Source organism: Erythrobacter sp. W302b (assembly GCF_046452395.1).
Taxonomy (GTDB): Bacteria; Pseudomonadota; Alphaproteobacteria; order Sphingomonadales; family Sphingomonadaceae; genus Erythrobacter.
Genome location: NZ_JBKFDH010000001.1, coordinates 220,342 through 239,889 on the forward strand (window position 1 = coordinate 220,342; position 19,548 = coordinate 239,889).

The 19,548-nt window shown below is 62.3% G+C and carries 21 protein-coding genes and 2 pseudogenes; 12 read left to right on the plus strand and 11 right to left on the minus strand.

The genetic code is table 11. From position 1 onward, the window contains the following. Positions 1–248 precede the first annotated feature (248 nt). Positions 249–1,667, minus strand: coding sequence for a hypothetical protein (locus ACLBKT_RS01115; protein ID WP_410181149.1), 1,419 nt, complete (start codon positions 1,665–1,667; stop codon positions 249–251). 370 nt (positions 1,668–2,037) lie between these two features. Between ACLBKT_RS01115 and ACLBKT_RS01120 the strand changes: the two genes are divergently transcribed. The 3 genes from ACLBKT_RS01120 to ACLBKT_RS01130 all read left to right on the plus strand — a co-directional run bounded on the left by ACLBKT_RS01120 (position 2,038) and on the right by ACLBKT_RS01130 (position 3,329). Beyond that, positions 2,038–2,457: a hypothetical protein gene (locus ACLBKT_RS01120; protein ID WP_410181150.1), complete on the plus strand. Its 420-nt coding sequence runs from the start codon at positions 2,038–2,040 to the stop codon at positions 2,455–2,457. Between the two features lie 155 nt (positions 2,458–2,612). Further along, the gene (locus tag ACLBKT_RS01125) at positions 2,613–2,909 is read left to right on the plus strand and encodes a hypothetical protein (RefSeq protein WP_410181151.1); all 297 of its coding nucleotides are present in this window, start codon (positions 2,613–2,615) and stop codon (positions 2,907–2,909) included. A gap of 171 nt (positions 2,910–3,080) precedes the next feature. Next, positions 3,081–3,329 (plus strand): hypothetical protein, encoded by a 249-nt coding sequence (locus ACLBKT_RS01130; protein WP_410181152.1) that lies wholly within the window; start codon positions 3,081–3,083, stop codon positions 3,327–3,329. A 53-nt stretch (positions 3,330–3,382) separates the two neighbouring features. Here the strand turns inward: ACLBKT_RS01130 and ACLBKT_RS01135 are convergent, their stop codons facing one another. The 6 genes from ACLBKT_RS01135 to ACLBKT_RS01160 all read right to left on the minus strand — a co-directional run bounded on the left by ACLBKT_RS01135 (position 3,383) and on the right by ACLBKT_RS01160 (position 9,903). Further along, a complete protein-coding gene (locus tag ACLBKT_RS01135) occupies positions 3,383–3,742 on the minus strand; it encodes a hypothetical protein (protein WP_410181153.1) in 360 nt (119 codons plus the stop codon). Positions 3,743–3,901: 159 nt separating this feature from the next. Beyond that, entirely contained in the window at positions 3,902–4,678 is a 777-nt protein-coding gene (locus ACLBKT_RS01140; protein ID WP_410181154.1) for a phosphatase PAP2 family protein, read from the minus strand. An 819-nt stretch (positions 4,679–5,497) separates the two neighbouring features. Beyond that, on the minus strand, positions 5,498–5,713 hold the full coding sequence (locus tag ACLBKT_RS01145) for a hypothetical protein (RefSeq protein ID WP_410181155.1): 216 nt from the start codon (positions 5,711–5,713) through the stop codon (positions 5,498–5,500). 276 nt (positions 5,714–5,989) lie between these two features. Then, complete coding sequence (locus ACLBKT_RS01150; RefSeq protein WP_410181156.1) at positions 5,990–6,811, minus strand: DNA adenine methylase; 822 nt, start codon at positions 6,809–6,811, stop codon at positions 5,990–5,992. A 145-nt stretch (positions 6,812–6,956) separates the two neighbouring features. Continuing rightward, positions 6,957–7,997, minus strand: a complete 1,041-nt coding sequence (locus tag ACLBKT_RS01155) for a phage portal protein (protein WP_410181157.1) — start codon at positions 7,995–7,997, stop codon at positions 6,957–6,959. Continuing rightward, a complete protein-coding gene (locus tag ACLBKT_RS01160) occupies positions 7,990–9,903 on the minus strand; it encodes a terminase large subunit domain-containing protein (RefSeq protein WP_410181158.1) in 1,914 nt (637 codons plus the stop codon). The genes ACLBKT_RS01155 and ACLBKT_RS01160 overlap by 8 nt, the downstream gene beginning before the upstream one ends. An 18-nt stretch (positions 9,904–9,921) precedes the next feature. Here ACLBKT_RS01160 and ACLBKT_RS01165 point away from each other — a divergent pair, with 18 nt between their 5' ends. From ACLBKT_RS01165 to ACLBKT_RS01175, 3 genes are read left to right on the plus strand one after another with little or no spacing between them, the layout of a single operon-like run. Further along, positions 9,922–10,170 carry a phage tail assembly protein gene (locus tag ACLBKT_RS01165; protein WP_410181159.1) on the plus strand — a complete coding sequence of 83 codons (249 nt, stop codon included), beginning with the start codon at positions 9,922–9,924 and terminating at the stop codon, positions 10,168–10,170. An 8-nt stretch (positions 10,171–10,178) separates the two neighbouring features. Beyond that, positions 10,179–10,301, plus strand: a complete 123-nt coding sequence (locus tag ACLBKT_RS01170) for a GpE family phage tail protein (RefSeq protein WP_410183624.1) — start codon at positions 10,179–10,181, stop codon at positions 10,299–10,301. Between the two features lie 10 nt (positions 10,302–10,311). Beyond that, positions 10,312–13,626: a phage tail tape measure protein gene (locus ACLBKT_RS01175; protein WP_410181160.1), complete on the plus strand. Its 3,315-nt coding sequence runs from the start codon at positions 10,312–10,314 to the stop codon at positions 13,624–13,626. Positions 13,627–13,742: 116 nt separating this feature from the next. On the opposite strand, the pseudogene gpM reads toward ACLBKT_RS01175, so the two are convergent. The 4 genes and pseudogenes from gpM to ACLBKT_RS01195 form a co-directional block, all read right to left on the minus strand. Continuing rightward, positions 13,743–14,222: pseudogene (gene gpM / locus ACLBKT_RS01180) on the minus strand (phage terminase small subunit); the annotation flags it as partial. Positions 14,223–14,388: 166 nt separating this feature from the next. Further along, positions 14,389–14,658, minus strand: a pseudogene (locus tag ACLBKT_RS01185) (P2 family phage major capsid protein); the annotation flags it as partial. Between the two features lie 220 nt (positions 14,659–14,878). After that, the gene (locus tag ACLBKT_RS01190) at positions 14,879–15,088 is read right to left on the minus strand and encodes a tail protein X (RefSeq protein WP_410181161.1); all 210 of its coding nucleotides are present in this window, start codon (positions 15,086–15,088) and stop codon (positions 14,879–14,881) included. After that, complete coding sequence (locus ACLBKT_RS01195) at positions 15,088–15,255, minus strand: head completion/stabilization protein (RefSeq protein WP_410181162.1); 168 nt, start codon at positions 15,253–15,255, stop codon at positions 15,088–15,090. Before ACLBKT_RS01195 ends, ACLBKT_RS01190 begins: the two co-directional genes overlap by 1 nt. 102 nt (positions 15,256–15,357) lie before the next feature. On the opposite strand from ACLBKT_RS01195, the gene ACLBKT_RS01200 reads away from it, so the two are divergent. The 6 genes from ACLBKT_RS01200 to ACLBKT_RS01225 all read left to right on the plus strand — a co-directional run bounded on the left by ACLBKT_RS01200 (position 15,358) and on the right by ACLBKT_RS01225 (position 19,442). Then, positions 15,358–15,759, plus strand: coding sequence for a phage tail protein (locus tag ACLBKT_RS01200; protein ID WP_410181163.1), 402 nt, complete (start codon positions 15,358–15,360; stop codon positions 15,757–15,759). After that, positions 15,756–16,760, plus strand: a complete 1,005-nt coding sequence (locus ACLBKT_RS01205; RefSeq protein WP_410181164.1) for a phage late control D family protein — start codon at positions 15,756–15,758, stop codon at positions 16,758–16,760. Before ACLBKT_RS01200 ends, ACLBKT_RS01205 begins: the two co-directional genes overlap by 4 nt. 143 nt (positions 16,761–16,903) lie before the next feature. Continuing rightward, entirely contained in the window at positions 16,904–18,232 is a 1,329-nt protein-coding gene (locus ACLBKT_RS01210; RefSeq protein ID WP_410181165.1) for a hypothetical protein, read from the plus strand. Continuing rightward, entirely contained in the window at positions 18,229–18,786 is a 558-nt protein-coding gene (locus ACLBKT_RS01215; protein ID WP_410181166.1) for a hypothetical protein, read from the plus strand. The genes ACLBKT_RS01210 and ACLBKT_RS01215 overlap by 4 nt, the downstream gene beginning before the upstream one ends. Next, a complete protein-coding gene (locus tag ACLBKT_RS01220; protein ID WP_410181167.1) occupies positions 18,773–18,952 on the plus strand; it encodes a hypothetical protein in 180 nt (59 codons plus the stop codon). Before ACLBKT_RS01215 ends, ACLBKT_RS01220 begins: the two co-directional genes overlap by 14 nt. A gap of 166 nt (positions 18,953–19,118) precedes the next feature. After that, a complete protein-coding gene (locus ACLBKT_RS01225) occupies positions 19,119–19,442 on the plus strand; it encodes a hypothetical protein (RefSeq protein ID WP_410181168.1) in 324 nt (107 codons plus the stop codon). Positions 19,443–19,548 lie beyond the last annotated feature (106 nt).

Genomic DNA, 19,548 nt, shown 5'->3' on the forward strand with positions numbered 1-19,548 from the left:
ATTGAACCTGTGACCCCACCCGTGTGAAGGACGCTAGCGGTTTACGCTAATGTCATAATCCGACTAGGATATCAGAGCGCAGATCGAATTCGCGTGTACGAGCTTTGTACCTGATCACTCCAATCTGTCTGCATTCGCACTAGAATGGGCGATGGACATGGAGACCTTTCAGCCAACCAGACAGGCAGCTTGTATGAGATTTTCGCCAAGAGCCACCCGTCTGCGTGCGGGGCACGCCTACTCTCTGCTCAGCGAGCTACGTAAAGCTCGCCGTCGCCGTCGAGTACGAAAAGACGACCTGCCGTATCGCGCACAATGGCGGTCGGGCGTTCGATTGCTCCGTCTGCGGGGGCAAAATCGGCGGTTCGGTTCTCCATCTCGTTCGCCGCATGCAAAATGCCATCACTCAGGAAACCGGCGCGGAAAGCGAAAATCTTTCCGCTCCGGTCGGTGATCAGGATGCGATCGTCCAGACTGGAGATGTTACCTCTATAGTGGACCCCGCCGGTCATTCTCTGGCCTTGAAAGAACCCATCTCCATATGTGTAGGTGATGGACGGGCCGATCACAGCCGCCGGCGGATTGGCAACCCGGACGTAGGTACCTTCGCGAAATGGCCAGCCGAAATCGAGCGGGCGCGCATCTTGGAAGAAGTAGTCGACTTCCTCCTGCTGGTCCGTACCGCTGTCGAGCAGAAAGCTGCGAGAGGCATAGCCACCGCCCCCGGCCGGTGAGTGTATCCCGTCTCCGAACAGTTCTGAAAACAAACAATAGGAACCGAGCGAAGCGCCGCAGAAGGGATCAATTTGAACCCGGTAGAGCTTGCCGTAACCCGATGAAACATCCTGCGCCAGTCCGCCCGAAGGATCGCCCAGTGCGCCGAACAGAAAGCCGTCACCGCCGATGAAAAGGGTGCCGCGGACTGCTTCGGTGGAGGGTCCAGCGAGCACATCGTTATCGACATATCGCAAGATGGAATCCTGGAGGACAATGGTGCGCACGATGACACCCACTCCCGCGATTTGGAGCATGGCCACACCGTATCCATTGAAGTGAGCGACTGCGAGCACACGCCCGGTCTCCCCAGGCTCAAAGACGTTGCCCGAAAGATTGCCCGTCGCGTCACCGCCAAAGAACTCACGAACTGTGCCGTCTTGCGAGACTACGATCAGCCCGTCAGACCCGCTTATGCGCGCGGCAATAACCGCATCGGTTCCAAGGCCACTAGCCAGTCTGGTTAAGTTGACCCCCTCGTGGTCGTTTGTAACTCGAACCGGTAAAGTCAGACTGGTCGATCCGCCCTTGCCGTCGGTTGCGGTCAATGTGACTTCGTAGGTGTTATCGAGATTTGCATCGGTGGGCTGATCGTAGTTCGGTGCTCTGGCGAAGGCGAGCACGCCTCCGGCAAATGAGAATGCGGCGGAATCGCTTCCGCCCGTGATTGCGATCGTGACCGTATCTCCATCGGCATCTGTGGCCGCAGCATTATAGAACGGCGTGCTAGAGTTCTCAGCTACCGAAGCGGTGGTTGCCGAGGTGAAAGACGGGGCTTTGTTGATTTGCGCAGGGACTCCGCTACCACTTCCACTATCACCACCGCCGCAGCCGGACAGTACGCCAAGCACTAAAAGGGAGGCGACCAGCCTCCGCGAAGCAACGCGCACCATTTAATTCCGCTCCCCTGAGAAAGGCAATTAGTGGCATCGCCGAATGCGCTTAGCAAGGGTTAGACACCGGGATATCAGATAATTGCGATTGCGTTAGAAGCCATATCAAAGCCAAATGGCGGAGCATGCCTCCGGATAACTTGAAGGTTTGCTAGCTGGAGTAGTGAGCAATCCCAACGTGTGGCTCGCCCGCCTCTTTAATCCCTACCGCAAAACTGCAGTCAGCTACTCAATGGTCGAATTGAGCAATCCTCCCATTGCCGCAACTGGCTCCAGGCAGGGTGGGCTGCTATCTGGGCCATTCAGATAAATGCTGCCGTTCGGGAAACGACCCATTGCGGACGAAGTTTGGTTGCTTAAGCTACTGGGCATGGACGAAATGGTTGAGCGCTACGAACGATGGGTTCCAATCCCCGGATTGCCGGAAGCTCCACTTGAGACTTTTGGTTGCACGTTCAATGACGGGTGGCTGAGCGTGACTGCCCGCTATTGGTCAACCGGTGCGCATCACAAGCTTCATATCGATTTCGACTATGTGGAAGCGTTCAAATCCTATGAGGAGTTTTCGGATCCTTGGATGTCCAATCAATTGCCGCTTCCTCAATTGACCGGAGAGGACCACCGCTGGCGATATCCACTGCAAGAGGTGATCCATTCCTCGTGGGTTGCACGGGTAATGTCGCGCAATGGAGGCATCGACCGGGCATGGCGGCACTTGGTAATTTCAACTACAGACCACTCGCTCCACATCATGACCAGCGGTCCGCCACGAAATGTGGAGTTGATCTGAGCTTGTCGTCCGCTTCCCACCCATTTCCAGCCCGTCCCGGCGAAGGTGCGCGGTCCCGATAGCGGACCGGCAGCTTCGGGAGATTTTCTGCCAGAAGCTGACTTTCCGCAAACGACCCCATTGTGGTCATAAGCGCCTTCGGCCAGAATAACGCCATGAACGAGACTGAAATCTTGGAGAAGCTGCGTCGCCTTGAAGTGACTGACAGTCACTTGGAGCGAAACTCGCTTGCACTGGAGCTTTCTGATACGAAAGACAAAAGAGTCTTTCAGCCTCTCGTGGAACTAATTCAGCGTCCGGAACTCGTGAACAATCGCGGAACCTTGGTATACTGTCTTCAAAATTACGATTGTTCTACAATAATCGATTTATTGGTAGAACTCGCTGAATTCGGTAACTTCGAAGTCTCGGCGGGAGCGGAGATTATCTTGGACGAACAGCGCCTCCGTTGACGGCATTCTGATTACCGGAATCCACCCACGAGCTGCCATGAGCCGGGTAGGTGGCGGATACGAAAGCAGCCGAGCAGCTTAGGTAGGATTTTCGCCAAGAAGCGCCATTCGGCAATCGACCCCGAACTGGACATTAAGGCGGCGCGGCCTTGATGATAGACATCGGCCGTCATGTTCTGCGAAGAATGGCAAATGGACATAGTTCGAAGCATCATCAGCCGTGACGGCAAAAACCGCATCGACGTCGAACGCGGTGCCGATGGCCTTTACCGATACGTCACCTTCGACGACCGCTACCGAGGGGATGAGGATTTTCCTGATCCTCCCCACTGGACCATGGCAAAATTTTCCGGCCTATATGAAACAGAGGAAGCTCTTGAGGCTGACGCGAAATCTGAATTTGACTGGCTCCGGGACTGAGTAGGCAAGTCACTCGCGAGCCGCCGTTCCGAATTCGGCACCGTAACGGACCCTCAGGGCAGTAGCTCGTGCAGAGGCAGAACCGGCATTTCTATGGCGCTGGAGGCGAGAAGTTCAGAGCGGCCATCTGAGACGTGACGAAGCTCAAGGTGGCCAATCTCAGGCTCTTCAACTTTCCGGTTGCCGTCCAGCACGGCCAGCACACCGAAAACCGCTGCTCGCGCCACGTCGGCGCCGAAAGCCTCAAGAAGCGCACGCTCTTCCGAATTCATGGTTTCAAGCCAATCGGAGCGCCGCGACTTCTCCTCGGAACGCAATCGACCGGGTGGATGTTGCCAAGCGCTCACGACGTCACTCGAAAGCCCTTCAAGGACTACGGCGTTCAATAAGCGCACAAACTCTCTTTGATCCATACGCACAGCTTAGCTGCTTGCTCTCTGCGCGACAACGGCAGCTATCCACCCACCAGCAGTCATAAGCACGGCCGGTGGACGATCCCGCAAGCGGTATGTCGGCTTTGCCACTCTGCTGGAAAATTCCTGCTCTTCTGCAACCGACCCCATTCCTGACATTTAATGGACGTTTGCTCTCTCGCGACGTCCAATCAGATTTGTCATAGCAAGGGCAGCCGCAGCCACCGCCAAGCCAAGCAGGATCGATGCCAGCATCTGGCTGGCCCAGTGTCCGCCCAGCACCACCCGCGCCGCTGCGCCGATGATAATCAAGGCTACAGCGAAGGCTCGTGTCGCCAGCGCGATCTTGCCATTCGCCGTTGCGAGCAGCACGGCTCCAAAAATGCTTCCGTAAACAAGCCCAAAGGTCGAGGGCAAGCCGCTCGAACTGCTGGCGCTCGCGACTTCGACCAGTTCGGTTGCTGGACGCGGCGCAAAGATCACGGCCCTCAGTGCTTTGTCAAGCAACCAGCCGAGGCCAAAAGCGAGCGGTATCGCCACTGCCCCACGCCAGCCCGTTACCAGCCCTGCCAGCCCCGCACCCCCGGACATCGTCGCAATCACCAGCGGAGGCTTGGCCGTGTCGGTCACCCATTCGGCCCATTGCGGCGATGGGCCGAAAGCCGATTGCAGAGCAGTTGTGACAGCAACATCTCCCAGCAACGGCCCCGACACGGCAAGGCAAGCTGCGCCCACCACAAGTGCAGACAAGGTAAGGACGACAGTTCGAAGCATGATTTCCACGCTTTCCTTTGGCAACGAGGAACGAATGGTCATCGATAGTCTCGCTCCTGAACCGAGCCCCCTATAAACCACGAAGGGATGATCAGGAAATGGCAAAAAACCACCCAGCTTCCGACATTGAGCTGGGCTCGCCCATTTCCCGAAAGCCGCCACCAGCAGCTGCGAATTCGAGCAAGACGCCGAAGCCACTCACTCTAAAGGTCAGTTCCCTTCACCCGCTCCATCTTTGGAGTAAGTGGGGCGCGATGCCCCCGTGTGCATCAGACCGCATAATCGATTCTCAGCCCAAGCCATGTAACCTCGGTTGCCGCATCGTCTGCGGAAAACCGCAGAACTGCGTCGGCTTCGCTTAGGTGATGGGTATATTGGGGAAACAGGTAACATTGGTAACATATGTTTTAATTCAATATCTTAGAGGGTAACATTTTGGTAATTTCAGGGTAACCAAATTACCCCTACCAGAGGTAATATTTGAGAAGAACAGAAGCCAATAAAATCAATGATGTGACCTCTGGGCTTCGAAAATGTTACCGCATGTTACCCCTTGGAGGTAACCTGAAGAATGGCGGAATTCCGCCATTTCTGGGGTCGTTTCGGAGGCCGGTTACCAATATTACCTGTTCCCCGACCATACCCCCCTCCGTCGGATCGCACCGTGAGCGCCCCGACTGCATAAAAAGCGGGCAGAAAGCATGAGGGCGAGGCGTGGGGGCAAGCGCGGCGCTCGGGGTCTGGGCGCGCAGGTTTGGCCCGGTCGTATTGGTGGGTCCCCGGTGAAGGTGGCCAACTCCCGGAACCTCCAAAACTGATCCAAGATAGGGTTACTGCGGCGATGCCAATCGTAGAGATATCGATGCCGACCTCTGCTCGCGCCCCTAGGCTAAGGTCGCAGGTTCGACGCGGTGACCGAACGAATATGGCATCGGCGGCAAGCCTGATGAGCCGGTCACCGCGTCGGGCCGTCAATCCCAATCAGGCAGGACCGTAATCGATCGGGCGAGCGCCGCAGGTGCTGCACTTCATCCGTGGCACGATCTTGGCCACCAAGTGGCTGCCGCCCTTCCGCTGGCAGCGTTTGAGCAGCGTGGCGGGGTCGAGCAGCACGGTATGCCCGCAGCTGCACTGCACGCGCAGCCGCAGACCCTCACGGCAATAGGCGGACAGCGAATCAAGGCGCTTGGAACTCATGCGCGCAGAGAGAACAAGAGCGGAACAAACGCAACGCCCATTGCTGCGCAGGCGGTCTGTATCTATCCACGCCGCGCTGATGGCATGCACCAGGGAGTTCATGCTTCTGTCGTTTCGGACGTATGGCCAAGGCCGTCGGCACCCGAATTCACTGGCACGGTTAGCGTACAAGCGGTGACGCGCCCCTGCGCCTACGTCCTAGAACGGTTCCCGGTTATCGGCCGGGCGGCACAATGCTCGCGTCGAGATCCCTGAATAGCGCCATGGCGCGCGGGATCAATCGGCCCCGCCGGTGATGATCAGCTCGCCAAAGTGGTGGCTTTTGTGCATCCCGCCAACGGTGTAGCGCACCGCCTCCTCATGGAATGCAAAGCCCGCGAAGATCCGGCGCACTTCGGGATGATCATTGATCGACAGGATGAAGCGCCCCTTCAGGCGCGCCAGCTGCTCGGCCATCAAGGCGAACTGGTCGCGATCAAACAACTCCCGGCCATAGTCGCCTTCGCAGCCATAGTAGGGCGGATCGAGGTAGAACAGCGTGCCAGGCCGGTCGTACCGCGCGATGAAGTCGCTCCAGGGCAGACGCTCGATCTTCACCCGGGCGAGCCGTTCGTGGATCGCCTCGAGTACCGGACCCAGCTTGGTGACGTCGAAGCGCGCGGGCGCCGCATAGTCGACGCCGTAGCCGCGGCCATCAACCTTCCCGCCGAAGGTCAGGCGCTGCAGGTAAAGGAACCGCGCCGATCGCTGCAGGTCGGTGAGCGTGGCCGGATCCTGTCGCACCAGCAGCTCGAAGTTCGCCCGGCTTGTTACCTGGAATCGGAGCATGTCGAGGAAGGCGACGTAATGATGCTGCAGCACCCGGAAAAACGTCGCCACGTCTTGCGACCAGTCGTTGATGGTCTCGCTCTTCGGCCTTGCCGATCGGCGGAAGAACACGCCGCCCATGCCCACGAAGCCCTCGCAATAGGCATCATGCGGCACGGCATCGATCATCGCGACCAGGCGCTTGGCGAGCGCTCGCTTGCCCCCGATGTAGGCGGCGGCAGGGCGGACCGGATCAACCGGCTCGAGCGGAGAATAGGGATTCGACTCCATCGCATTTGTTCCATATCTGTTCCGCTGTCGAGTCGGCAGGCGGGCTGATCCCAAGGCGGGACCGGTTGGGGACAGGACGAGAGCATTTCGTCGGAATTCGGGCGTTGGCGCGCCCGGTTCCCCCGCCTTCTCGGCGAGGTGAATATCAGGACGCGGGGCCGACCATCATCGGGGCGTAATCGCGGTACTGCACGACCGGCAGGCCGGTGATGTCGTTGACCTGCCGCATGACGTCCATCAGCGGCATGATCTCGTTGCTGAAGAACACATCCATCGCGGTGCGCACGTCGCCGAAGCCGCCGTTGTTCTGGGGGATGATCCCGAGCACCTGCGGCGGCGTGCGGTGGGCGACCAGCAGATCGTCGCGGGTCACGTTCTTGATGTTGAGGAACTCGTCCTTCGCCGCGACCTCGCTGAGGTGCATGATCTGCACCCCGTCCTTCTTGCCGTTCGGCGCGTGGAGGAACAGGTTCTTGAAGTTGCCGACGCCTTTGGCACCGCGCAGCTGGTCGCGGATCTTCTTCACGTCGTCATCGCTCATGCTGGGCTCGGACAGGTAGAAGATGAAACCGGCGTGCGCCCCGTTCTTGTAATAACGGCGGCGGAACAGGGTCGCCGCCTCGTTGAGCAGCCCGGAATTGAGCGCCGCCAGCCATTCAGGCAGGCCATAGATCTCCTGGCCGACATCGGGCTCGCGCAGGTGGATGATCGATCCGGGCGCGAACTCATGCCCGCTGGCGATGCTGCCCAGGCCCACCGTGTCGGGTTTGACCCAGTAGAAGTACCCTTCCTTGGTCCCAACGCGGGTGTGGAGCGCCGGGCTGACCCGGTACGCCATCGGCTTCCGCGCGACGTTGGGGATCATCTCGAGGAACAGGTTGCCCATCTGCAGGAAGTCAAGCGCGGCGCGTTCATGGGTCGCCGCGTCCATCCAGCGCGAGGGCACGAAGTGCTTCTTCAGCAGGTTGACCTTCAGCTTGATTGCGCTCTGGTGATGCGGGCTCATCCGGTAGCACTTGGCGAGGCCCACGAACGGCACCGGCGGCTCGTACCAGTCGGCATTGATCCACGCGCCGTCGAAGTATTCCCACAGGCTGCGCCCGTCGACCACGCTGACATCGTCGCCGAAGGTGAAGGCCTCGATCCCGGCCGGAGCCGCGGTGAGCTGCTGGGTTGCATCAGTCATATTCGAAGAACTCCACGGTGGATTGGCTGCGGCCGGTCTCGCCGGCATCGAGTGGCTCGTTGATCAGGGCGTGCATCGTCGCCCAGGCGATATCGGCGTGGCCGAGATCCGAGTTGCGTCCCGAGACATAGGTCAGCTGCTTGCCACTGGCGGTCAGGCTGGGCCGGATCATCATGAAGGCGTCGCGCACGTCGCCCCATTCGATCGGCATCTCGATGCGCCCGGCGCGGAACAGGTTCTGCGCCTTCATCACCATGTGGGCCTTGCCGGTGACCGAGTAATCGACCTTCCGGGCCATTGGGAACCACTTGACCACCAGCTGATAGACGGCGGATCCGAAGGCGCTGTTCTCGATCCCGATGTCGGTCACGTTGTAGCGCATCGCGATCCTGTGGATGGCCCGGTCCTGCCCGGCGTAGTCCTCACCGGACAGTCGGACCTTTTCGAGAAGGCGGAACTTGCCGCGCGGGGCTTCGGGCGGCGCGATCACCATCAGCTGCGCGTCGTCGCGGCCCTGATCGTTCGGATCATATCCCAGCCAGACCGGCTTGTTACCGAACGGGCGAAGCTCGGCGGGCTTGTAGTCCTTCCACTTGTAGAAGGCGTCGACCATCGCGGGCTGCAGCATGGCCCAGTTGAATGCCGACTGGGTATCGTCGACGAACAGGCACAGGAACTTGTTGCCGAACTCTTCGACCGAATAGCGGCGCTGCAACGCTTCGCGGTCGAACAGATCGAAGCCCAGCTCCTCGGCATCGTCGATCGTGACGATCTGGCGCCAGATCCCGTCCGGCCCGACCGCGCCAGCTTTTAGCGTCTTGTGGCTGGTGTCGAAATGCTGGCGCTCGCCCTTGGCGCGGCCGCGGTTCCATTCCTCGCCGCTCCACTTGCCATAGGCACCGTGCGTGACGGTCGACGGCGTCGAAAAATAGGTAAGGCGGTAGAACTTCTGCGACGCCATCGCCGAGGCAACGGCCTCGAACTGCTGGAACCCGGGAAGCCAGAAGGCCTCATCCAGATAGACGTCGCCGTGATAGCTCTGCGCGGTGCGGAAGTTGGTGGCGAGGAAATAGAACCGGACCGGGTCCAGCTGGTTGCCATCTTCATCGAGGCGATTGATGACCAGCGGGTTGCCCTTGAGCTCCTTGCCGGTCGCTTCGAACACGAAGTCGATGATGTAATCGCGGAACACCTCAGCCTGGTTCTTCGAGGCCGACAGGAAGATCTGGTTGTTCCCGGTGTCCATGCCGCGCATGAACGCCTCGCGGGCGAAGTACCAGGTGGCCCCGATCTGCCGCGATTTGAGGATGAAGCGGATGACCTGGGAGGATGCTTCCCACCATTTGGTCTGGTGCCCGTAGAGCTTGTCTTCGAACAGCTCCCGGCACTTCTCGATCTCCTCGAACGTGAGAAGGTTCTTGCCCTTCGCGCGCTTCGCCTTCGCCTCTGGCGAGGTGCGATTGGCGACATTGGGGTTGAGATCGCCCTCGTTGCCGCCGCCGCGGAACTTCTCAATCCGGGCAAGGCGCTCGGCCTGCCGGGCGAGCAGATCGATTTCCTTGAAGTCCTTGCCCGTCTTCTCCGGCTTGTCGATCAGGGTGGCCCAGCGTGCCTCCAGCGCATCGCCCATCTTGACATGGCTGGGTGCCTCGTCCCACCCCCCGCGCTTCTTCCAGCTGGCGATGGTCGGATAGGCAACGCCCAGCTCATCGGCGATCTGGCCAATCGACCAGCCCCGCCAGTAGAGCGAACGCGCCGCCCGCCGCGCTTCGAACGGTAGGGCAACAAGGAACCAACCATGAGCACCGCGAAGCCCACTACCGAAGATCCCGTTCCCGCTTCCGTCCCCGCAGAGGTAGGGCTGGAGACCATCACCCTCGAAACCCCGATCCGCCGCGGTGACCAAGTCATCAGCCAGATCGCGTTGCGCAAGCCGAAGGCGCGCGAGCTGCGCGGCCTGCAGGTGCAATCGCTGGTGCAGGGTGATGTCAATGCCGTGATGGCGTTGGTCCCGCGCATCAGCATGCCGACGCTGGTCTCGCAGGAGGTCGAGGATCTGAGCATCGAGGACCTCGGCGTGATCAGCGGTGTGGTGCTCGGTTTTTTTATGTCGAAGGCGGACATAGCCATGATGGCCCGGGTTATGGGGCAGGATCAGACGTCGACGAGCTGATCGCTGACATCGCATTCGTGTTCCGCTGGCCGCTCGATCAGCTTGAACGGTTGAGCTTCGAGGAACTGCTGCGCTGGCGTGAGCGTGCGATCAAGCGCTGGAATGCAGCGCACGCCGGGAAGGAAGACTGACGGGAAAACAATGGACCGCAAGCTTGCCCTGACAATCCTTCTGAATGGCGTCGACAAGCTGTCGGGGCCGTTGAAGAACATCGTCGGGCTAGGGGAACGGAGCGGGCAGTCGCTCGCCCGTCTCACCCGTGCGGCACGGGCAGCGGACCGCGAACTTGCGGATCTCCGCCGGGAGCTGGAAGGCGCAACAGGGAACGTCACCGAACTGATCGAACGGGAGCGCGCGCTCGAGGACGCTGTGAGCCGCGCGAACGGCGCGGTCGAGCGACAGCGCCAGATCATGGCGATCGACAATAAGGTCGGCGCCATGCACCAACGGGCCGACGAGCTGATCTCCTCCGGTCAGGAAAACGCTGTTGAAGGCGCGGCGATCCTTGCGCCTTTCATCCTTGCGACCAAGGGCGCGATGGAATTCTCCAGCGGGATGGTCGATCTCCAGCAGAAAGCGGGGCTGACCAACGCCGAATTGATCCGGATGCAGGGTCATATCCTCGCCGCCTCGCGTGCCACGCACCAGCTGCCTGAGGATATGCGCGCCGCAGTCGACGTGCTGGCGGGCTTCGGCATGGATCCCCGCCAGGCGGTGAAACTGGCTGAGCCGATCGGACGGCTTGGCACGGCGTTCAAAGTTGAGCTCGCTGATGCGGCTGCGGCCGCTTACGCCAATATCAACAACCTCAAAGTGCCGCTGTCGGATACCGCCCGCGCCTTCGATATCATGGCCGCCGGGAGCAATGCGGGCGCGTTCGAGATCAAGGATATGGCGCGGTGGTTCCCAACGCTGACCGCGCGGATGCAGGTGCTGGGGCAGACAGGCGTTCCGGCGGTGACGGATCTCACCGCCGCGCTGCAGGTGGCGATGAAAACCGCCGGGTCGGCCGACGAAGCCGCGAATAACATCGCCAACCTGATGGCCAAGATCAACGCGCCAGCCACGATCCGCGCGTTTCAAAAGAACTTCGGCATCGATCTGCCGGCCGCCCTTCGCAAATTCGAAGCGCAAGGCATGACGACGATGGAGGCGTTCGCCACCATCGCAGATGAAGCGACAGGCGGCGATGATCGGAAGCTCGGCTTTGTGCTCGAGGACCAGCAAGCCCAGCTAGGCTTGATCGCGCTCATCCAGAACATGGAAGAGTATCGTAAGATCCGCGGCGATATTGCTAACTCTGCCGGCACGATCGACGCGGCCTTCGATCAGCGCGCTCTGAACGATGGCATGATCGCCTGGCAAGCCTTCAAGGTGCAACTCACCGGCACTGCCCTGACCCTGGGGACCAAGCTGCTGCCGGTGGCCAGCCAATTCCTTACGATTGCCGGAGGGATGGCCAGCGCGGTGGGCGATTTCGCGGCCGCGAACCCGCAACTCACCACTGGGTTGCTTTACCTGGTTGCGGGCGCCGGCGCGGCCAAGGTGGCGCTGGGCGGGCTACAGATCGTCTTCGGGACCATTCTCCGGCCGATGGCCAGCGCCTGGGGAATCTACGCCAAATGGAAGAACGCCAGCAGCATCGTGCGGGCCTTTCCCAACGCGGCTCGGTCCTTCGTCCGCCTTCGTCAGGCAGCGCGCGCGATGACATCGGGGCTTGGTACTGCAGCGGTCAAAGGCTTCACGCTGCTGCGCTCGGCGGCGCTGTTCATGGCCAAGGGGGTAATGCGAGCCGGGCTGATGATGATGGCCAACCCTATGGTGCTCGGGATCACAGCCATCGCGGTCGGGATCGGCGTGGCCGCTTACCTGATCTACACCCACTGGGACACGATCAAGGCCGCATTCGCCACGGCTGTCGGTTGGCTCGGCGGCGTCTGGGAATGGATCAAGGCCAAGTTCATGGCCTTCCCCGGTCTGTTCGGACCGATCGGACTAGCGGCGCATGCGGTAATCACCAACTGGGATGCGATCCGGGCCGGGTTTGATACGGCCTTGGGCTGGATGGGCACCGCCTGGGAATGGATTAGGGGCAAGCTCCACCTGCTCCCAGCGCTGTTCGGGCCGCTGGGCCTGATCGGAACGCTGGTGACGACCCATTGGTCTTCGGTGCGATCGGCCTTTGCCGCCGGAACGGGCATGATCGGGCAGGCATGGCAGATGATACGCGGGGCCTTCGGCGAAGGAATCGCGTGGCTGCAGGGACTGGGCGGACAGATGGCGTCCTATGGGCGGGCGATCATCAACGGGCTGGTCCGGGGCATCCTGGCGGCACCAGGTGCAGTGTGGAATGCACTTAAGTCGGTGGTGATGCGCGGGGTCGACAACATCCGCGCCTTCCTTGGTATCAAATCACCCTCGCGGCTGTTCGCCGAAATGGGCGGCTTCATGACAGAGGGGATGGCGATCGGCCTTGATCGCAGTGCGCCGCGTGCGGTGGGCGCAGCGTGGCGAATGGCGGTTGCGGTGGCGGCCGCCATGACGGTGCCGACGCTGCCAGTGCCCGCTATGGCGCAGCCCGGTGATCTGGCGTTCGGCGCAGAGATCGCCGCGCCGCAAACGCCTCGCCTGCCGACCATGGACGCGCTGCGGATCCAGTCGGCGATCACCGCCCCGGCCTTGCCGCAGTTGCCCCGGCCCGATGATCTGGCGATCGGCGCGGCGATCGCTGAGCCGCAAGGGCCACGCCTGCCGACCATGGACGTGCTGCGGATCCAGTCGGCGGTCACCGCACCAGCCTTGCCGCAGCTGCCGCGGCCCGATGATCTGGCGTTCGGCGCAGAGATCGCCGCGCCGCAAGGGCCACGCCTGCCGACCATAGATGCGCTGCGGATCCGGTCGGCGATCGCTTCCCCTGCTTTGCCGCAGCTGCCCCGACCTGATGATCTGGCAATCGGTGCGGAAGTCGCGGAGCCCGCTGCCCCACGCCTACCGGCGCTAGGCCGAATGCGGCTGCCGGTCGATCTCGACATCGCCCGCCAGCTGGATCTGCCTGATGCTCTGATGCGAGTGATGCCGCAGATGGCACCTGTCGCAGCGCTTGAGGCTCGGCAGGAAGCTCTTCGCCCGCAGGCGCAGTTTGCGACGCCGGTCACTGGCCGTGATCGCGAGGATCGCGCGCCTCTTCGGCCCAATGTCCCTGCCGCTGGTGTGACCCTTAACATCACGATCCAGCAGCAGCCTGGCGAGGATGGCGAGCAGCTCGCCCGCCGCGTTGCCGACATCATCGAACGTCGCAGCACCAGCAGCCGGTTGGCCTCGCGCTCCAGCTGCTCGATCGTTTTCTTGACGCCGACCTTGGCGTTAAGCTCGACCGCGCGGCGCAGCTCGGTCAGCGCGGCGTCGACCATCGCGGGCTTGCCGCCTGCAGGTGCGCTGTCGCTGGCCGCGTCGTAGGTCTCGGCACGCTGAGCCCAGCTTTCGCCGAGCGCGCGGAAAAACTTGGCCCGCACCTGGTCGGGCATGTCATGATCGCTGACGATCGGGCGCACCCGTTCCAGCACATCATGCGGGACGCTTGCGGTGGCCTTGATCGCTGCATCGGCAATCTCTTCAACCACCATGCAGCCCAGCGTGCGCTTGTGGCGTTCCGGCAGATCCAGATGGTGGGTCAGGCAGTGATCGGCGATGTCGAGCGCAAAGCCCCAGTCGGCGATGTCGAGCGCCCAGATCAGCGCAGTGACGACGATCTCATCCTGCGGCGCGGCATCGCCGTCGGCCACCTGCAGCGCGCCAGCCACCCAGGGGCGGTACTTGGCGAGCAATGCGGGCTTCTTCTCGATCTTCTTCTCGATCGACTGGATGTTCGACAGCGCCCGCAGGTCATCGTGCAGCTGGGCGAGCAGGCCCTGGTATTCGGTTGCGACCGGGCCTTCGTCCGGCATCGGGGCGGCCATCCCGGCCCGCGACCGCCGGGCCATGTCATCGAGATGCGCGCGGGTGCTGAGACGCGCGAGCTTCTGCTGGCGATGCATGAGAGCGGGGCTGGTCATCTGCGGTTCCTTTCTGGCGAATTCCCCGCTCGATCAGGCGGCGGGGGCCGGGCGCTATGGCGAGAGATTGGGCATCCCGCCCTTGCTCTGGCTCCTCCCCGGCTATGCTACGGGCTCAGACGGCGCCGACCCTGATGTCAGCAGCCGCCTTCAACGCCCCTCGGTATTACGGTGCCTCCGGTCGGGCCGGTGCCGCGCCGATCACGATGTTCTCGACCAGCACCACCAGCTCGTAATCTTCGACCACGAAGGCCTCGTTCACACTTTCGTAGTTGGCGATGCGATCAGCCTCGGGCTCATCCTTCAGCCAGCGGCGGCGGGTGCCTTCCTGCCAATAGATCGACAGATTATCGAGGCGAGTGATCAGCAAGCCGTTGGCAGGGAAGAACGGCACGCGCACCGCCGGCAGACCGCCAGCTGATCGATCTCGGTCCGCATTTCGCCGCGCAGCTCGCCGATCGCGGTGCTGAAGGTCTGCCCAGCAGCTGCTGAACCGTGCGGGTTTCGTAGATCCGGATTACGGTCCAGATGATGGTCAGGATCGATGCAACGGCGGGCAGCAGGCTCGCCAGCGAGCCAACAAGGGTTGCGATCGAGAGCAAATCGCCGGCGGCTTTCGCCCCATCGGGCAGGTCTTTGAATGGATCGAGCACGCGCTACCCCCAAAGCTTCACGGTTTTCAGGACGGGCGGTGCGGTGCTTTCGGGGGGAAGCTGGACGGTGACGCCTTCGGGCAGCTCGGGACCGAGCGCGGCGAGACCGGGGTTGAGGCCGAGCGCAGCCTCGACCAACCCGCCGGTGCGGCCACGATTGCGCCAGACGATCAGGTCGAGCGGTTCGCCTTCGCGGGAGACCACGGCCGCCATCAGATCAGCTCCGAGGTGGTGCGCGCTTCGCCCTGCATCTGGCGGATGGTGCGGGTGGCATCGGCGAGCAGATCATCGGCAACCGAGCGGCGCTGATCGCCGCGATCGCTGCCTTCGCGGGTGGCGGTGAGATCGGGGTTGCGCTGCATCAGGCGCGCGGAGGCCATGGCTGTACCCGAATCCGCTTCACCGCCCCCCCGGCGCCGGGGGCGCAGCTCGCTATCCAGTTTGACCGGCAGCTTCGGCGAGACGCTTGGGAGCGTACCGCGATGAATGAACACCTGCTCGCGATCGGGATGTTCGTGTTCGGGATCCCGCGCCTTGCCTACAACGAGCTCGAGCGGCGCGCGTCTTGGCGCTGGGGTGAGAACGAGCGCTATGGCGCGCGCGCCGCCGTGCAATTCCTCGGCCCGGGCGAGGAGAAGCTGACCCTCAACGGCGTGCTCGTGCCCGAAATTGCCGGCAGCTTCTCCGACATCGAGCGGCTTCGCGAGATGGCTGCATCGGGTGAAGCATGGCCCCTTATCCTCGGCAACGGCGAGGAGCTGGGTTACTTCGTGATCCTCAACGTCGATGAACGCTGGCGCCACATCATCGCTGGCGGCCGGCCGCGCGTGCTAGATTTTGCGGTCGATCTGAAGCGGGTCGAACGGGAACGGCCCGTGACATGAGTTACAACACCGCCAGCTTCATGCTGGAGATCGACGGCATCGATTATGCCGAAACGCTGGTCCCGCGGCTGATGAGCCTGAGCTTCTCCGAGAAGCTGGGCGAGGAAGCCGACAAGCTCGAGATCACCTTGTCGAACCATGATGGCCTGTTGCCCACGATCAAGCGCGGGGTGGATGCCAGACTGGCGCTGGGCTGGGTCGCAGGGCCAGAGGTGACGGTCGGCATGGTCGACAAAGGCCGGTTTCTGGTCGACCAGGTGGAGAAGTCCGGCCCGCCGGACACCCTTCGGATCAGCGCGCGATCGGCGGACCTGACCGGAGGATTTCGCCGCCGGCAGGATCGCAGCTGGAAGAACACAACCCTTGGCTCAGTTCTGGGTCAGATTGCGTCCGACAATGGCTACACCGCTCGCGTGCAATCGGATCTCGCCAGTCTTCCGGTTGCCCTCATCGAGCAGGACGCGAAAAGCGACGCCGCCTTCCTGCGCGATCTGGGGGCGCGCTACGATGCGATCGCCACGGTGAAGGACAAGGTGCTGCTTTTCCTTCCCGTGGGCGCCAGCGAGAACGTCAGCAATGAGGCCTTCGGCGCATTGGTGTTGCGGCGGCGCGATGGCAGCCGCTGGAGCTTCCGCATCGCCGATCGCGAAGAGCATGATGGTGCCGAGGCGCAGTGGCAGGATCGCGGTGAGGCGCGCCGCAAGACGGTGAGAGAGGGGAAGGCGAACAACCCCAAGCGGATCAAGCGCAGGTTCGCCAGCGAGGCTGAGGCTCGCACCGCCGCTGCAGCCGAAGCCCGCCGCGCCGCGCGCGGGAAGTACGAGTTCGATTACGAAATGGCGCTAGGCGATCCGGCGATCGAACCGAACGTGCCCGTGACGCTCCAAGGCTGGGATCCCGAGATCGACGGAATCCGCTGGCTGGTGGACGAGGTTGAGCATCGGCTCGATGGCGGCGGCGGGTTGGGCAGCCGGGTCAAGCTGGTGAGTCTGAAGGGGTAGGGGGCTGAGCCTCTAAGGGCTGGAGCGATCGCCGCGAGGCGTGAAGATACTAAATCCGAGGGGTAGCTTTCGGGGCTTGGTGGCTGGGGCAGAGGCCTCTTCAATTTGAAGGAGTTTACCCTTTCGATTGCAGACATGGAAAGTTGCTCGGGTATTCCCGCAAGCATGCCGCTTGGCTGCTCGGCGATATCGCCGTGCACAAGGGCCGCGTGGTCGAACCGAACGCGGAGGAATACTTCGAATTCGGCAAGCTCTCGGCCAAGCTCGCCAGCCCCGAGCGCCCGCTCGAGATCCGCTACGATCCCGACCGTGTCGCCACCCAATGGCTGGATGACTTGTGGACCGCCTACGGCCCCAAGGGCGTCGTGGTCTTGGCCTTCTTCATGATGGCGGTCTTTGCGGTGCAGATCCGTTCGCGCGATGGATCGCTGGGCTTCCTCGAAATCACCGGTCTTCCCGGCGCGGGGAAATCCACATTGGTCGAGTCCCTGTGGCGGTTGCTCGGCCGGGCCGACTTCGAAGGGCTTGACCCCGTGAAGACCAGCGCAGCCGGTCTGGCGCGCGAGCTGGTGAAGTTCTCCAACCTGCCGGTCGGCCTGATCGAAAGCGGACGCGAGGACGACAGGAACCACTCCAAGAAGTTCGATCCCAACGAATTGCTGGTGCTGTTCAATGGCCGCTCGCCCCGCACGATCGGGCGGCGCAGTGGCGGTTACGAGACCGATTCCCAGCCCTTCCAGGGCGCGCTTTACCTCATGCAGAATGAGCGGATATCGGCGATCCCGGCCGTGCTGGAACGCCTCATGTCGCTCCACTTCGACAAGGCGCATTTCAGCGAAGCCGGGCGGGAAGCCGCATCGCGCTTCAAACAAATGCCGCTCGCCGATGTGTCGGGGACCATCATCCATGTCGCGCGCAAGGAAGACGCCTATCTCACCACGCACACCGCCAAGTTCAACCACCATCTAAAGGACATGCGCCGCCGGGTCGATGGGCTCGAGAATGACCGCGTGATCCTTAATCACAGCCAGCTGGCGGCGGCGATCGAAACCCTTCCAGTGCTGTTCCCGAATACCCGGCCCGAATGGCTGGCAGAGGCGCTGAAGCTGGTCGACGCGATGGCGATCGACCGCCAGCAGTCGACCGGGGGCGATCACCCGATCGTCGCCGCTTTCTGGGAAAATGTCGAACACCTGCTCAACCGTGAAAGCGATAGCGATCACGAGCTGGGCAAGAGCATCAACCACCATCGCAAGCCCGACGAGAAGATCGCGATCAATCTGCCGGATTACGAAGCCCGGTGCCGGAACGCTGGTCTCAGCCCGCCCAACCTCGACCTCCTGAAGAAGCACCTGCGCACCTCGAAGTCGCGCCGCTGGCTGGAAACCAAGGGAGTCAACTGCGCTGACGGCAAGAGCCGGAAGTGTTGGGTCTTCCAGATCCCCGCGTCCGAGAGAGGACCCTTCGTATGAGCCGTGCACTCGCATCCCGCCCAGTGGGCCGATGGTCCGCGCCCTCGATCAACGACACGGTCGGCCCCGGTGAACGTCGCTGGCCTGCAGACGGTCGCCCCGCGATTATCTGTCCCGAACCGCCGCCCGCGTGTCGCGACTTTCACGATCTGCGCCGCATGGCGGAAACGATGCTGGCCGCACGCCGGGAATCCTTCCCCAAGCGCATCGCCGCTGGTCAGCTCTCCCCTGAAGAGGCCGAGCGCGAACTGCGCGCATTCGCAGATCTGGTCCGAGACTGGGAATTCATCTGCGACGGGGAAGGGGAGCCAGCTAGCCCGGCCAGTGAACAGGACCGCCGCGACGCGCTCGACCAGGCGATCACCCGTATTGCCGCCTTCGCGGCCGAGCACGGCGGCATGTCAGAGCAGCTCGAAGACCAGGCTAACCGGGTGATTGCCTTGCGCTGGCACTGCGAACCCGGGCGCCGAACCGTCGCTCTTGCCCGCATCACCCACGAACTCCGCGCCGAGGCGCGCCAGCAGAGGGAGCCCCAGACCCATGTGGAAGCATGATCCATCCAGCCTGACCGAACGCGATCTGCCCGGATGGCTGCAGCGCGAGGTTGCCGAGATCCGCCGGCAGGAAGCCCGCGACCGGCTGAAGGTCGCCGCCTTCGCACTCATCTTCCCCGCCGGGTTCGTCCTGGCGGTCTGCACTGTCCTCAACGTCACCAGCTGAAGGAGCCAGCCATGAACACGCCTCACATCTTCGAATGCCATTGCGGTCGGACCCACACGGCCCCAGCACCCGGCGCCCCGCCAGGCTGGCTAATCGGCCTCGATGGCAAGCCGGTCTGTGACGATTGCGCCGCCTCGGCCCGCGATCGCCGCCGGAAGATCGCGGCATGAGCCGCACGCTCCCGACCCTACGCATTGGCAGCCACGCTGCCATGTCGATCGATATCGAGCATGTCCGCGTCTTCGCCGAAGATGCTGATGCGTTCCGCGGCGTGATCGCTGCCCGCGCCGCACTGGTCGAAAAGCAGATCACACGCTTCGTTGCCCCCGATCAGCGCGCCAAGGGCCTGTGCGAGGAAACCCTCAACCTCGCCCTCGACGCAATGCTTGAGATGCGAAACGCTGGGGCGGATCGAGACAAGGTCATCCGTCACCTCGAGCTCGCTGCCGCCATGGCGATCGCCACCATCATCACCCTTCGGCAGGATTGAAACGTGATCAACACCGGCTGCCGCACGCTTGACGAGGCCCGCTCCCCGTCTGAATGGATTGTACTGCTCAGCCATCGTGGCATCGTGATCTCAGAGCGAACTTTGC